Source organism: Kocuria aegyptia, assembly GCF_039530085.1.
Lineage (GTDB): Bacteria > Actinomycetota > Actinomycetes > Actinomycetales > Micrococcaceae > Kocuria > Kocuria aegyptia.
In genome coordinates, this window is the sequence record NZ_BAAAOA010000010.1 from 1 (window position 1) to 13,388 (window position 13,388).

The following is a 13,388-nucleotide window of genomic DNA, read 5'->3' on the forward strand; positions in this document are numbered from 1 at the left end:
AGAACGGAACCTCCATGACAAGATCCTTCCGATCGATCCGATCGGAGGTCTCTCCCGACCCTCGCGGGCCCGCCCGCCGGGCCCCTCACGCGGGGTCGTAGTGACGGCGGAGCGTCGGTGGGATACTCCCCTCCCTGTGCCCATTAGTGAAGCATGCTTCATCTGTTAGCACGAGATCTCTGGCGGCAGTCACCAAACGACGATCGATTCAGATGTCACCTCCCACAACGTCATGGGTCCAGGCATCAACCCCGCCCTCCTCACGTCCGTCCCCGCCTGCGCGGGGCCGGCCCAAGAGCAGGCCGCTATCCAGAGCAGTTTCGCGCCGCATGCAAAGAAAGGGCAGAGATAGCGGGAAGGCAAACCCAACTTCAACGCGCGCGGTGGAGCAAGGAGGGCTTCATGCGTGGGCAAGCGTTCGTTGTCAGTTGTCACTGCGGACCGTGGGTGCGTAAGGGCGTAGTGGTGGAGCAGCGAGAAGACTATCCGGCGTCGCCGACGGCAGTGGACGCTGCATCGGCACGAGGAACTGGCGTGCGGTATCGCACCGGTGGAAGAGCAGCGCTAGCAATCCAGTCGCGAGGGGGAACACCACCGCGTAGCCGAGGATGCCGATGTTGCGCAGTTGCATATCACTGGTGAGTACCCCGCTAAGCCCACCTAGAGCCAGGACTCCGCTGAGGATTAACAGCATCCGGATAGACGTGGCCAGACGGGTACCCCCGGAGACTTCAGCGGCGCAGAGCACTGCCAAAGCGAAGAACGCGTCCCAAGCGAGGATGTCTAAGTCGTAAACGGCCGAGGGCCACCGATCGATGCCTCCGGTGAGGGCAGTGACAACAGCCCCACGATCAGGATGATGGCGTAGATGAGGCTGAGTACCACGGTCGCTGCAGCGCAGATGGCTCCGAGTCTGCGGGCGCTGGCGTTCCAGGTGGGTGAGACAGCGATACTCTCTCAACGCGTCGCAGGGAGATGGTCTCCGGGTGCATCCGGCTGCTTTGAGCCCGGCAATGCTCGGCCACAGTGATGATGAGTACGCCCGGGAGTCCGGTTCCGACGAGCAGGTCGGCGTGGTCGCCCGGAAAGAAACAAGCCAGCAGGCGCAGATGTGTGCGCAGCCTAGTGGGGTCCATGGGGTGCGCGGTGGTGCGACCGCCGCGCACCCCGTGGGCGGGGCCGTGGCTCAGTCCGCGGTGACGACCACCTTGACCGCCCGGTGCTGCGCGGCGTTGCCGAACAGCTCGTAGGCCTCCTCCATCTGGGACATGGTGAAGCGGTGGGTGGCCATCGCCTTCGCGTCCAGCCGCCCGGAGCGGACCATGTTCAGCAGGTTGCCCACGGTGCGGCAGTCCACGAGCCCCATGTTGATGCGGACGTTGGAGATCCACATCTTCTCCAGGGGCAGCTCCACCGGCTTGCCGTGCACGCCGGCGTTGGCCACCGTGCCGTAGGGCCGCACCACGTCCAGGCACGTCCGGAACGTCTCGGGCACGCCCACGGCCTCGATGGCCACGTCCACGCCGAGACCGTCCGGGGACAGCGCCCTGATCCGCGCGACCGCGTCCGGGTCCCCGGCGTTGACCTTGTCCGTGGCCCCGAGCTCGAGGGCCTTGTCCATCCGGTTCTCGTCGAGGTCCACGGTGATCACCCGCCCGGCGCCGCAGAGGTTCGCCGTCATGACCGCACCCAGGCCCACCGGGCCCGCGCCCACGATCGCGACCGTGTCGCCGGGCTTCGTGTTGCCGTTGAGGATCCCGATCTCGAAGCCCGTGGGCAGGGCGTCGGTCAGGAACAGGACGTCCTCGTCGTCGAGGCCCTCCGGGACCTTGTGCACGGAGGTCTCCGCGAACGGCACGCGGACGTACTCGGCCTGCGTGCCGTCGATGAGGTGGCCGAAGACCCAGCCCACGCCCCCGAGCGTGAGGCAGTGGGAGGGCTGGTTGTTCCTGCAGTAGGAGCACTTCCCGCAGTTGGTGATCGCCGGGATGATGATCCGGTCCCCGGGCTTCAGCCCGGTCACGGCGTCCCCGACCTCGGTGATCGTGCCGACCGCCTCGTGGCCGAGGATCCGACCGTCGGTCACGGCGGGGACGTCGCCCTTGAGGATGTGCAGATCGGTGCCGCAGATGGTGGTCGTGTCGACCTTCGCGATGACGTCGGTGGGGTCCTGGAGGGCCGGTTCCGGGACCTCCTCCCACGCCTTGCTGCCCGGTCCGTGGTAGACGAGTGCCTTCATGGGGTCCTCCTCGGTCGCCGGACCGGCGGGCTGCCGGGCCGCTCACCCTCAGCGTAGGCCGGAGACTTCCGGCAGCCGCGGAATCACTGGTATGAGACGAACCCGCACTCCGCCCGGAGGTCTGACCCTCACTACAGCGCAGCTCGCGCGGAACGTGGTCGGCGCTGACTCCACGGCCGGAGCCAGCCCATGACTTCCGTGGTGGTGGCCGGTATTGGGCCATATGCGAAGTCGCAGAAACGAGCCACCCCGATCAGGCCCTCGCCTCTGGTGCCCAAGGGCCGACCAGCGACTGCGCAGTGGCATCGGTTAGACCTCGCCCATGCCTACGCCTCGGGCATCAGAGCAGATGTCCCCTGATAGTGGGGCAACCCCAGGTGGTCCTTTTGCACCCTGTGTCGAATCTGTTGACAGCTCCCGCGTGCAGAGGATTGGTTTGCCGGTTCCCCCGGACAGAAAGTTTTGATGACGGGCTCAGATCCATAGACGTGGCTGCAGAAGCGTCGTGACTGGCATGGAGGTGAACAGCCCCCGTTCCTGGGCGAAAGTGGTTCGCTCGTCGAGGAAGTCAAGGACGAGATCAGCATCACCTGAGGTGAACGCGGCTTTCATGAATTGCACCGCGTGTTCAGGATCGTGTTCCCACATCTTGAGCACGGGCTTGTCGTACCAGCGGAAGCGCGGGGACGGCCGGGGAGTGTCAGGTGACCCGGTGGATGCCAGCGTGGAGGCGAGGTGCTGGGTTTGCCGAAGAATGCGGGTGAAGCCATATCCCGTGGTGGCCTTGACAGCCCCGGAGGGGGATCCGATGCGCACATGGCGGCCGCGGGCAGGTCGGGGGCGGATACCCAAGGGGATGGATCCCCGTTCCACGGACACCGAGGAAAACTCCTGCACACCCCACACCTCGCGCAGATAAGCCGACGTGGCCTGTTCGAACGAGAACTTCGGGCTGGGAACCTGCCCCGGCGTGATCCGGGTGACTTCAACGACAGCTTCTTGGGCTGAGATCGGCAGGACGCAGTGGAAATGCACGGGCTTATGCTCACCGGATCGAAAATCAATGAAGGTGGCAACCGATGGGTCAAAGGAATTGTGCGCCGTTCGCACCCGTCGAACCTCACCCGACATGAGCAGTGGCGCCTTGATCCCGGTGGGGGGCGAGGTGCTGTCGAAGCAGTGGGACGCCGTGAAGAGCCGGCCATCGGAGAGGGCCACCTCCACCGAGGCGGCATGGGCCCGCACTCGTGAGACATGTGCGTCAAGACGGGTGATGTGAGGGTTGGCGTCAATGACTTCGTCGAGGCATCGGAAAACCGGCCGTGACGAGGTGAGGCACAGGCGGTGGCGTTTGAGCGGCAGGACCCGCTGGGCAGGTCCTGCGTCGACCGCGAGGCTGGTGAACGTGGCTTCGGGAGTCAGGGACAACGGGAGGGCGTTGTCGTGCCAGTAGATCAGGGAACGGTGCGGGTATCGGTCTCCGGCGTCGTCGATGATGAGGATCCGGGCCCCGGCCAGCTCTGGTTCCCTACTCAGGAAATAGGCGAGGCTACGCCCGGCAAGTCCACCCCCGGCAATGATGACGTCGTACTCCTGCGCTGGGTGGGTCATCAGTAGGGCACCCCCTTTCCAGACACAGGCATCGCTGCGGCCGCTCTCAAAACCGTCAGCGCCACTGGGGAGATTGTGCCAACAGGACCAGCGACGGTAGCAGTAGCACGCCGTGCACCAACAGGGTACAAAGTACCGATCCGGCCAAAGGATCCTTGCCTAAACGGGACGTTGGACCCCTGGTCCGACGTCCGGGACTGCAGCATAGGCAGGTGACGTCCGAGTTGGCTTGCTGTCCGAGAATGGGCCATATGCAAAGCGGAAGGGTGCTGAGCTGGATCGGATGGCACCGGGTCGCGCCGCAGTCTTAGCGCTCTTCCCTTCGTAAGGCGTGACAGAGAAGAATCTGGTGATGGACCTTCCCCGCATCTTCACGATCCGTGAAAGCACCCACCGGATCCACAACCCGCTGACTGCAGACAAGCTCGCCGCCCTGGGCGAGGCGCTCCACCTCGCCCCCGAGACACGGGTGCTCGACCTGGCCAGCGGCTCGGGCGAGATGCTGTGCACCTGGGCCCGTGACCTGAGCTTCACCGGCACGGGGGTGGACATCAGCACGGTCTTCACCGAGCAGGCCCGGGCCCGCGCCGCCGACCTCGGCGTCGCGGACCGGGTCGAGTTCGTCCACGGTGACGCCGCCGGCTATGTCGCCGACCAACCGGTCGACCTCGCCGCTTGTGTCGGCGCCACGTGGATCGGCAACGGCGTCGCCGGAACCGCCGAGCTGCTCGGCCGCAGCCTCCGCCCCGGAGGGCTGATGCTGATCGGCGAGCCCTACTGGCGGCGGACCCCTCCGGACGAGGAGACCGCCCAGGCGTGCCACGCCACCGGCATCGCTGATTTCCTGCTCCTCCCCGACCTGCTCGGGCAGTTCCAGGATCTGGGATACGACGTCGTGGAGATGATGTTGGCCGACCAGGACAGCTGGGACCGCTATGCCGCAGCCCAGTGGCTCAACCTGCGCCGCTGGCTCGACCGGAACCCGGAGGACGAACTGGCCCCCGAGGTACGGGAAGAACTCACCGCCGAGCCCGCCCGCTACGCGCGCTCCACGCGTGAGTATCTCGGCTGGGGAGTCTTCGCCCTCATGAAACGCTGACCACCGTCCCGTACGGGCACCGGGCACCGGGCGCCACACCGTCTGGGACCCGCACTGGACATCTCGTCACCGCGGCACGGCGGTCGGCAGCATGAGCGAGTCGGACCCCGACTCTCTCCGTGCCATGACCTGCTTGCGAGCCTTGGAGCCGGTTGCGACGCACGTGGGCGGACGGGACGGAGACGACTAGCGCGAACAAGACCCTTCACATGGCCGGTGCCGTGGCGGAGCCGACACCGCACAGAAACAATGGTCACCCTGTTGCACCAGCACCGGACACGACCCCGTCGACCAGCTCCTGGTATCCACTCCCCCGATCGGCCCGGCCTCGGCGACGCTCCGGATTCGCAGACGGGCGTTCCTCAGACGACCGGTACGGGAAGTCCCCGGATCCGCCGATACAACGTGGCCCGCGACATGCCGAGGTCGCGGGTGACCTGAGTGGCCGGCTCCCCGCCCTCGATCAGCCGGAGGGCGTTGCGCATCTGGGAGTCGGTGAAGGTGTGGCGCCGCCCCCCCCGAGGTCCTTGCCAGCGGCTCTCCGTATAGCCACTGAGTCGGTGGTCCGCTCCTGCTTGATCTCCAGCTCCATCTGAGCCAGGGCAGCCATGACGGTAAAGACCATCGACCCCATCGGGGTGGCCGTGTCCAGGTCTCCCCCACCGAGGTTCTGCACCCGCAACCCGGCCCCCTTGCTGTGTGGCTGCTCGGCAAAGGTCAGCATGTTCTGCGTCGGTGGACCCACCTCCGGACCTACATGACCAACTGAGTAGTGTCGTAGTAGCGCAATAACACGACACGCCACAGCCACTGCGATGATCCCTCCCCTGTCCGTCAGGAAGGCAGGAACCAGCCCCGGTACAGCGTGCAGACCGCGTCGCACCGCGGAACCGGCACAAGATCGAACTGACGGGAGTTCCACCAGATGCGGGAACTCCCGCCGGTCAATGTCCGGTAAGCAGCCATATGTAAAGCGGAGCGTGTCGCCCGATTCTGGCCCCCCGTCGTCCAATCACCTTTCGAGTGGCTCCGAGACTGCGACTGCACCTTCGAGCCAGGAATGCTGGGTACCCCGTGCGGGAGCCTATCCGGGGGCTCGAACTATGCGGTTGGCCAATCGCAGGGGCGCCCTACCGGTGGTGGGGCGCCCCTGTGGTCTGTGGTTCTGTGCTGTGGCCTCGATGGGAGAGTGCTCAGCCGGCTGAGCTGGCGTCACTGAGCGTGGTCAGGGCTGCGCGCAGTCGCGTGTCGGCGTCGTCGGCGACCTCGCGCATCTGGGGGGTGCCGCTGAGCTGGACCATGGTCTGCGGGTCGATGGCCTCGACGGTGGTGTGGTCGTCGTCGCTGCGGCGGACCACGACGTTGCAGGGCAGCAGGGCGCCGAGCTGCGGTTCGGCGGCCAGGGCCTTGCTGGCCAGGTGCGGGTTGCAGGCGCCCAGGATCACGTAGTCGCCGACGGCTTGGCCGGCCTCTTCGCCCAGCTTGGTGGTGAAGGTGGCCTTGACGTCGATCTCGGTGAGGACGCCGAAGCCCTGCTCGGCCAGGGTGGCGCGGGTGCGTTCCACAGCCTGGTCGTAGGGCAGGGCGACGGTGACGGTGTGGGTGTAGGTCATGTTCTGCTCCTTGGATGCGTGGTCAGGCAGTGGGCAACCAGGGGTCGCCGGCTCCCGACTGTCGGACTGTCAGGCTCTCCGGGCTCAGGCGAGGGATAGGAACAGCTTCTCCAGGTCCTTCTTGTCCAGGGTCTCCTCCGGGTTGGTCAGGCACTGCTCCAGGCCGCTGGCAATGATGGCGAACCCGGCCCGGTCCAGGGCCTTGGACACCGCCGAGAGCTGGGTGACGACGTCCTTGCAGTCCCGGCCCTCCTCCAGCATGCGCACCACGGCACCCAGCTGGCCCTGGGCGCGCTTGAGGCGGTTGATCACGGGGGTCAGTTCGGTGGTGTCCAGCTGCATGGGGTTCTCCTGACGAGGGTTGGGGCGTACCACCATCCTATACCCCCCGGGGTGTGTTGCATACCCCCGGGGGTATCGGTAATACTGGGTGCACACCCCGTTTCCGTGAGTTCTTCCGAGAGGATCCCCATGACTTCCGCCACTACCACCGTGACCACCCTCGATCCGCAGACCCTGCGCCAGTGGATGGCCCAGCACGAGGACCTGGTGATCATCGACGTCCGCTCCGGCGCCGAGTTCAAGTCCCTGCACATCCGCGGTTCCTACAACGTGCCGCTGCCCTTGCTCTCCGAGCACACCGCCGATCTGGCCGCACGCCTGGGTGCGCAGGTCGTGCTGGTGTGCCAGTCCGGGGTCCGTGCCGAGCAGGCCCGCCAGAAGCTGTCCACCGCCGGGGTCGACGCCGCCTACGTGCTCACCGGCGGCGCCCCGGGCTTCGCCAACGCCGGCGGCGACGTCGTGCGCGGGGCCCAGCGCTGGGACCTGGAGCGCCAGGTACGCATGGTCGCCGGATCCCTGGTGCTGACCGGGCTGGTGGGGGGCCGGTTCGTCTCCCCGAAGCTGCGCACCGTGGCCGGGATCATCGGCACCGGGCTGACCTTCTCGGCCGCCTCCAACACCTGCGCCATGGGCAAGGCCCTGGCGGCCATGCCCTGGAACAAGACCGCGCAGGAGCCCACGGCCGCTACGGCCATCCAGCAGATCCCCGCTGCCGGCGCCTGAGCCCACCGGCCCTGCCCGGGGCCGGCCGAGAGCCACACGCACCCCTCGGTCAGCCCCGGGCACCCCACCGTCGACCGCCATCGAGCACCCTCAAGGAGCAGTCATGTCAGAGATCACCATCACCGACGCCGAAGCCCGCCGTGCCCAGGACCAGGTCCTTGATGTCCGGGAGGACTTCGAGGTCGCCGAGGGCATGATCCCCGGCGCCCTCCACATCCCCATGGGCCAGCTGAACACCCGCCTGGCCGAACTCGAGAAGGCCCGCCCGGTGATCGCGGTCTGCCGCAGCGGGAACCGCAGCGCCCGGGTCGCCGAGGCGCTCAACGCCGCCGGCTACACCGCCGACACCATGGCCGGGGGCATGACCGCCTGGCAGCGCGCCGGCCTGCCCACCCGCTGACCCCACCCCCCGGTTTCGCCAGGACAAGGACACTCCTCATGACTCTCACGCTCGTGCTGACCCTGCTGCTGTCGGTGGTGATTGGGCTCTCCCTGGGCCTGTTGGGCGGGGGCGGGTCCATCCTCACCGTCCCGATCCTCACCTATGTCGCCGGCCTGGACCCCAGGGAGGCCATCGCCGCCTCCCTGTTCGTCGTCGGGGTGACCTCGGCCGTCAGTGCTGTCAACCACGCCCGCAACGGACGGGTGAAGTGGCGCACCGGCCTGGTCTTCGGCGCGGCCGGCATGGCCGGGGCCTTCGGCGGCGGGCTGGCCGGGGGCTACATCCCCGGCACCGTGCTGATGATCGCCTTCGCCCTGATGATGGTCGCCACCTCCCTGGCCATGCTCCGCGGTCGCCGGAACGGGCCCGCCAGGGCCCACGACGGCGAGCTGCCCGTCCTGAAGGTCGTCGCCGAGGGCCTGGTCGTGGGCCTGGTCACCGGCCTGGTGGGCGCCGGCGGCGGGTTCCTCGTGGTCCCGGCCCTGGCCCTGCTGGGCGGGCTGTCCATGCCCGTGGCCGTGGGCACCTCCCTGGTCGTCATCGCCATGAAGTCCTTCGCCGGACTCGCCGGCTACCTCACCACCGTCTCCCTGGACTGGGCCCTGGTCGGGGCGGTGACCGCCGCCGCGGTCGCCGGCTCGTTCGCCGGCGCCCGGCTGGCCGGGCGGATCCCCGAGGCCGCCCTGCGCCAGGGCTTCGGCCTCTTCGTCCTGGTCATGGGTGTGTTCGTCCTGGTCCAGGAGCTGCCCGGCGCGGCCGGCCTCGCCGTCGGGATCACCGCTGCGGCCGCCGGCGTGGCCGCAGCGGTCTGCTGGTTCGCCGTCCCGAGGTGCCCGCTGCGCACCCCGCTCACGGCCTGACCCTCGCCCTCTTCCTCCCACCGTTTCCGCACACCGTCCGCTACGACCGATTCCGAGATCACCGACCAAGATCACCGACCGAGGAGGTCCCCATGGCCACCATCGACATCACCGAAGCCGACTTCGCCCCCACTATCGAGTCCAACGACATCGTGCTCGTGGACTTCTGGGCGTCCTGGTGCGGCCCCTGCCGCATGTTCGCCCCGACCTACGAGGCCGCCTCCGCCAAGCACCCGGACGTCGTCTTCGCCAAGGTCGACACCGAGGTCGAGCAGCGCCTGTCGGCGACGGCCGGCATCAGCTCCATCCCTACCCTGATGGCCTTCCGCGAGGGCGTGCTCGTGTTCTCCCAGCCCGGCGCCCTGCCCGCCACCGGGCTCGAGCAGGTCATCACCGCCGTCAAGGACCTCGACATGACCCAGGTCCACGCCGAGCTCGCCCGACAGCAGGCCGAGCAGAAGACCAAACAGCAGGCCTGAGCCGCGGCGGGCGCGACCGGGACGCCGCTTCCCGCGTGGCACCCGCCCCTGCCCCGCTGCCGCTAGCACCCCTCAAGACCGCCACCCCGCCCCGCGGCGCGCCGCGGGCACCACCAAGGAGGAACACATCATGGACGTCACCGTCATCGACACCCCCCAGCTCGGGGACCGCAGCTACCTCGTGCACGATGGGCAGACCGCCCTGGTCATCGATGCCCAGCGCGACATCGACCGCGTCGAGGCCCTGATCGAGCAGACCGGGGTGAGCCTCACCCATGTGGCCGAGACCCACATCCACAACGACTACATCACCGGCGGACTCGTCCTGGCCCGCAAGTACGGGGCCGCCTATCTGGTGAACGCCGCCGACGACGTCTCCTTCGAGCGCACCCCGATTACCGACGGGGAAACCGTGCAGGTCGGCGAGCTGTCCGTGAAGGCCGTGGCCACCCCCGGCCACACCCACCACCACCTCTCCTTCGTGGTGGAGCACGGCGAGGAGCAGGCCGTGTTCTCCGGCGGCAGCGTCCTCTACGGCTCCGTGGGCCGCACCGACCTGCTGGGCTCCGAGCACACGGTGGGCCTGACCCACGACCAGTACGCCTCCGCCCGCCGCCTGGCGCAGGAGGCCGAGGAGAAGGCCGCCCTGTACCCGACCCACGGCTTCGGCTCCTTCTGCTCCTCCGGCCCCGCCACCGGCGCGGACGAGTCCACCCTGGGCGAGCAGTTCACCACCAACCACGTCTACACCGACCCCGACGAGGAGCACTTCGTCGCCGAGCTGATCAGCAACCTCACCGCCTACCCCAACTACTACGTGCACATGGGCCCGGCCAACGCCGCGGGTCCCACCGAGCCGGACCTGGAGGTGCCCGACTCCCTGGACCCGGCCGAGCTGCGGTCCCGGCTGGAGGACGGGGAGTGGGTGGTGGACCTGCGCCACCGCGTGGCGTATTCCTCCAGCCATCTCAAGGGCACGATCAGCTTCGAGTACGGCGACGGCGGAAGCTTCACCACCTTCCTGGGCTGGGTCTTCCCCTACGACCGGCAGCTGACCCTCGTCGGCTCCCGCGGCGACGTCGAGAACGCGATCCGGGACCTGTCGCGGATCGGCATCGACTCCCCCGACGCGGCACTGGGCGAGGACCCGGAGAAGCTCGCCCCCGGGGCGGCCGTGTCCTCCTACCCGCGGGTGGGCTGGGGAGAGGTGCTCGCCGACCGCCCGGCCGAGGAGACCGTCCTGGACGTGCGCCGGGTGGACGAGTACGAGGACTCCCACATCGCCGGGGCGGTCAACATCCCGCTGCACGAGTTGCTGACCCGGATGGCCGAGGTTCCCGCGGGGAAGCTGTGGGTGCACTGCGGCTCCGGGTACCGCTCCGGGGTCGCCGCGTCCCTGCTCGAGCGCGCCGGCAAGGACCCGGTGCACATCGACGCGATGTTCGCCGAGGCCGCCGAGGCCGGCCTGCCCATGGACAGCTGAGCACCCAGGCCATCATCGTGCACCCGTAACGGAGCTCGGGGGCGGGCACAGGACTCCCCAGCCCGCCCCCGTGGTCCATTCGAGCCTCATGTTCGCGCACCCGGCACCTAGGAAAGGCCCCGCATGGAAACCCGCACCGTAGATCCCCACCCCCGGGGGCAGGTCCGCAGCTTGACCGGGATGGGGGCCACCGTCGCCGGTCTGCACGTGGCCGGATGGGGGGCCTTGTTCGCCTGGTTGCTACCGGCCCAGGCCGCTGCCGGGGCCAACTCCGGGGTGCTGCTCGGGTTGGCCGTGGGCGCCTACGCCCTGGGGGTGCGCCACGCCTTCGACGCCGACCACATCGCCGCCATCGACAACTCCACCCGCCAGTTCCTCACCCGCGGGCGCACCACCGTGACCACCGGGTTCTGGTTCGCCCTGGGACACTCCTCGGTGGTGGTGGCCTCCGTGGCCCTGCTGGCCCTGGGCGTGGACAGTTTCACCGCGGGCCTGGCCGATGAGGACTCCACGCTGCGCCAAGCCGCCGGGATCTGGGGCGGAACCGTGTCCGGGCTGTTCCTGCTCACCGTCGGGGCGCTGAACCTGCCGGCGCTCCGGTCCCTGCACCGGCTGCGCCGGACCATCGGCGACGGCCCGGTCGACGAGCACGCATTCCACACGCACCTGAACCGGCGCGGAGTGCTGCACCGGGTGCTGCACCCACTCACCCGCACGGTGGACCGCCCCGTGAAGATGTACCCGGTCGGGTTCCTCTTCGGGCTAGGCCTGGACACCGCCGCCTCCATCAGCCTGTTCGTCCTGGCCGGGACCCTGGCCCCGACCCTGCCCTGGTACGCCGCGATGGTGCTGCCGGTGCTGTTCACCGCGGGCATGACCGCCTTCGACAGCGCCGACGGACTGATGATGGCCCGCATCTACAGCCAGGCCACCGGTAACGCCCGGCGCAGCCTCGACTACAACCTCGTCGTCACCGGGGTGTCCGTCTTCATCGCCTTCCTCATCGGCGGCATGGGCCTGCTCTCCGTGGTCGCCGAGCTCACCCAGCCCACCGGCGGAGTCCTGGCCGCAATCGAGGCCGTGGACCTGAACTTCCTCGGGCTGGCTCTGATCGCCTTCTTGGCCCTGGCCTGGGCGACCACCGCCGCGGCCCGCTGGGCCGCCCCCGCCACCACGGGGCCCCGGGCATGACCCGCCCGGCCCTCGACCGCCCGGCCCGGGCCACCGTGCTGGGGCTGCGACAGAACCTGGCCCAGTTCACCCTGCTGGTGGTCGTCAATGCCCTGGTCGGCGGGACCCTCGGGCAGGAGCGGACTGTGCTGCCGCTGCTGGCCACCGAGGAGTTCGGGCTCGATCTCTACACCAGCTCGCTGACCTACATCCTGGCCTTCGGGGTGGCCAAGGCCGCCACCAACTACCTCGCGGGCACCCTCGCCGACCGCTACGGGCGCAAACCCGTGCTGGTGGCCGGGTGGCTGATCGCCCTGCCCGTGCCGCTGCTGCTGATCTACGGGCCTTCCTGGGGGTGGATCGTGGCCGCCAACCTCGTCCTGGGCATCAGCCAGGGCCTGACCTGGTCCACGACCGTGGTGATGAAGATGGACCTGGTCGGCCCGCACCGGCGCGGGGCGGCGATGGGCCTCAACGAGGCCGCCGGCTACCTCGGGGTCGCCGCCACGGCCATGGCCACCGGATACCTGGCCGCCCACTACGGGCTGCGCCCGGCCCCGTTCCTGCTCGGGGCTGCCTACATCGCCCTCGGGCTGGGGCTGTCGGTCCTCGCGGTGCGCGAGACCCGGAACCACGCCCACCTGGAGGCCACCGGCCACGTCACCACCCACACCCACGCCCACGGGTCCCTGAGCAACCGTGAGGTCTTCGCCCTGACCAGCTTCCGCGACCGGTCCCTGTCGGCCGTCAGTCAGGCCGGGATGGTCAACAACCTCAACGACGGGCTGGCCTGGGGGCTGTTCCCGGTCCTGTTCGCCGCCGCCGGACTGACCCTAAGCCAGATTGGGATCCTCGCTGCGGCCTACCCGGCCGTGTGGGGCGCCTTGCAGCTGGCCACCGGTGCGCTGTCGGACTGGTGGGGGCGCAAGGGCTTCATCGTGGCCGGGATGCTCACCCAGGCCGCGGCCCTGGGCCTGATCGCGGCCGGTTCCACGTTCGAGATGTGGCTGGTGGCGGTGGTACTGCTCGGGGCCGGGACCGCGATGGTCTACCCCACCCTGCTGGCCGCCATCGGCGATGTCGCCCATCCCACCTGGCGGGCCCGGTCGGTGGGCATCTACCGGCTGTGGCGCGATGGTGGGTTCGCCGTCGGTGCGGTGGTCTCCGGGGTGGTCGCCGACGCCTTCGGCATCCCCGCGGCCGTGGCCGTCGTCGCCGCCCTGACCGCGGCCTCCGGGGGCGTGGTCGCCGTGCGGATGCGCGGGCGCGACCACACCGGCGCCTGAGGTCCCGCCAGTGGCCGGCTGGCTACAGTGGCCGCGACACC

The 13,388-nt window shown here is 69.0% G+C and carries 12 protein-coding genes and 1 pseudogene; 8 read left to right on the forward strand and 5 right to left on the reverse strand.

All coding sequences use genetic code 11. The features are described 5' to 3' along the window. Positions 1–1,186 precede the first annotated feature (1,186 nt). The gene (locus ABD220_RS03860) at positions 1,187–2,239 is read right to left on the reverse strand and encodes a zinc-dependent alcohol dehydrogenase family protein (protein WP_344119988.1); all 1,053 of its coding nucleotides are present in this window, start codon (positions 2,237–2,239) and stop codon (positions 1,187–1,189) included. 474 nt (positions 2,240–2,713) lie between these two features. After that, the gene (locus tag ABD220_RS03865; protein ID WP_344119990.1) at positions 2,714–3,850 is read right to left on the reverse strand and encodes a lycopene cyclase family protein; all 1,137 of its coding nucleotides are present in this window, start codon (positions 3,848–3,850) and stop codon (positions 2,714–2,716) included. A 352-nt stretch (positions 3,851–4,202) separates the two neighbouring features. Between ABD220_RS03865 and ABD220_RS03870 the strand changes: the two genes are divergently transcribed. Beyond that, the gene (locus ABD220_RS03870) at positions 4,203–4,949 is read left to right on the forward strand and encodes an SAM-dependent methyltransferase (RefSeq protein WP_344119992.1); all 747 of its coding nucleotides are present in this window, start codon (positions 4,203–4,205) and stop codon (positions 4,947–4,949) included. A gap of 362 nt (positions 4,950–5,311) precedes the next feature. Here the strand turns inward: ABD220_RS03870 and ABD220_RS03875 are convergent. The 3 genes and pseudogenes from ABD220_RS03875 to ABD220_RS03885 form a co-directional block, all read right to left on the reverse strand. Continuing rightward, positions 5,312–5,694: pseudogene (locus ABD220_RS03875) on the reverse strand (recombinase family protein); the annotation flags it as partial. Between the two features lie 448 nt (positions 5,695–6,142). After that, positions 6,143–6,562, reverse strand: coding sequence for a DUF302 domain-containing protein (locus tag ABD220_RS03880; protein WP_344119994.1), 420 nt, complete (start codon positions 6,560–6,562; stop codon positions 6,143–6,145). Between the two features lie 84 nt (positions 6,563–6,646). Next, on the reverse strand, positions 6,647–6,904 hold the full coding sequence (locus tag ABD220_RS03885) for a metal-sensitive transcriptional regulator (protein WP_344119995.1): 258 nt from the start codon (positions 6,902–6,904) through the stop codon (positions 6,647–6,649). A 129-nt stretch (positions 6,905–7,033) separates the two neighbouring features. On the opposite strand from ABD220_RS03885, the gene ABD220_RS03890 reads away from it, so the two are divergent. From ABD220_RS03890 to ABD220_RS03920, 7 genes are all read left to right on the forward strand, one after another. Then, positions 7,034–7,627, forward strand: a complete 594-nt coding sequence (locus ABD220_RS03890; RefSeq protein WP_344119997.1) for a rhodanese-like domain-containing protein — start codon at positions 7,034–7,036, stop codon at positions 7,625–7,627. A gap of 103 nt (positions 7,628–7,730) precedes the next feature. Then, positions 7,731–8,027 carry a rhodanese-like domain-containing protein gene (locus ABD220_RS03895; protein WP_344119999.1) on the forward strand — a complete coding sequence of 99 codons (297 nt, stop codon included), beginning with the start codon at positions 7,731–7,733 and terminating at the stop codon, positions 8,025–8,027. 38 nt (positions 8,028–8,065) lie between these two features. Continuing rightward, entirely contained in the window at positions 8,066–8,929 is an 864-nt protein-coding gene (locus ABD220_RS03900) for a sulfite exporter TauE/SafE family protein (RefSeq protein ID WP_344120001.1), read from the forward strand. A 92-nt stretch (positions 8,930–9,021) separates the two neighbouring features. Continuing rightward, positions 9,022–9,408 (forward strand): thioredoxin, encoded by a 387-nt coding sequence (trxA, locus tag ABD220_RS03905; protein WP_344120002.1) that lies wholly within the window; start codon positions 9,022–9,024, stop codon positions 9,406–9,408. 130 nt (positions 9,409–9,538) lie between these two features. Beyond that, entirely contained in the window at positions 9,539–10,891 is a 1,353-nt protein-coding gene (locus ABD220_RS03910) for an MBL fold metallo-hydrolase (protein ID WP_344120004.1), read from the forward strand. Positions 10,892–11,014: 123 nt separating this feature from the next. Then, complete coding sequence (locus ABD220_RS03915) at positions 11,015–12,082, forward strand: HoxN/HupN/NixA family nickel/cobalt transporter (RefSeq protein ID WP_344120006.1); 1,068 nt, start codon at positions 11,015–11,017, stop codon at positions 12,080–12,082. Beyond that, positions 12,079–13,347 (forward strand): MFS transporter, encoded by a 1,269-nt coding sequence (locus tag ABD220_RS03920; RefSeq protein WP_344120008.1) that lies wholly within the window; start codon positions 12,079–12,081, stop codon positions 13,345–13,347. The genes ABD220_RS03915 and ABD220_RS03920 overlap by 4 nt, the downstream gene beginning before the upstream one ends. Positions 13,348–13,388: the final 41 nt, after the last annotated feature.

What these genes read in the sequence shown, in the direction of transcription:
- ABD220_RS03860 (WP_344119988.1), bottom strand. Translation starts at nt 2,239, where the DNA reads ATGAAGGCACTCGTCTACCACGGACCGGGCAGCAAGGCGTGGGAGGAG.
- ABD220_RS03865 (WP_344119990.1), bottom strand. Translation starts at nt 3,850, where the DNA reads ATGACCCACCCAGCGCAGGAGTACGACGTCATCATTGCCGGGGGTGGA.
- ABD220_RS03870 (WP_344119992.1), top strand. Translation starts at nt 4,203, where the DNA reads ATGGACCTTCCCCGCATCTTCACGATCCGTGAAAGCACCCACCGGATC.
- ABD220_RS03880 (WP_344119994.1), bottom strand. Translation starts at nt 6,562, where the DNA reads ATGACCTACACCCACACCGTCACCGTCGCCCTGCCCTACGACCAGGCT.
- ABD220_RS03885 (WP_344119995.1), bottom strand. Translation starts at nt 6,904, where the DNA reads ATGCAGCTGGACACCACCGAACTGACCCCCGTGATCAACCGCCTCAAG.
- ABD220_RS03890 (WP_344119997.1), top strand. Translation starts at nt 7,034, where the DNA reads ATGACTTCCGCCACTACCACCGTGACCACCCTCGATCCGCAGACCCTG.
- ABD220_RS03895 (WP_344119999.1), top strand. Translation starts at nt 7,731, where the DNA reads ATGTCAGAGATCACCATCACCGACGCCGAAGCCCGCCGTGCCCAGGAC.
- ABD220_RS03900 (WP_344120001.1), top strand. Translation starts at nt 8,066, where the DNA reads ATGACTCTCACGCTCGTGCTGACCCTGCTGCTGTCGGTGGTGATTGGG.
- trxA (WP_344120002.1), top strand. Translation starts at nt 9,022, where the DNA reads ATGGCCACCATCGACATCACCGAAGCCGACTTCGCCCCCACTATCGAG.
- ABD220_RS03910 (WP_344120004.1), top strand. Translation starts at nt 9,539, where the DNA reads ATGGACGTCACCGTCATCGACACCCCCCAGCTCGGGGACCGCAGCTAC.
- ABD220_RS03915 (WP_344120006.1), top strand. Translation starts at nt 11,015, where the DNA reads ATGGAAACCCGCACCGTAGATCCCCACCCCCGGGGGCAGGTCCGCAGC.
- ABD220_RS03920 (WP_344120008.1), top strand. Translation starts at nt 12,079, where the DNA reads ATGACCCGCCCGGCCCTCGACCGCCCGGCCCGGGCCACCGTGCTGGGG.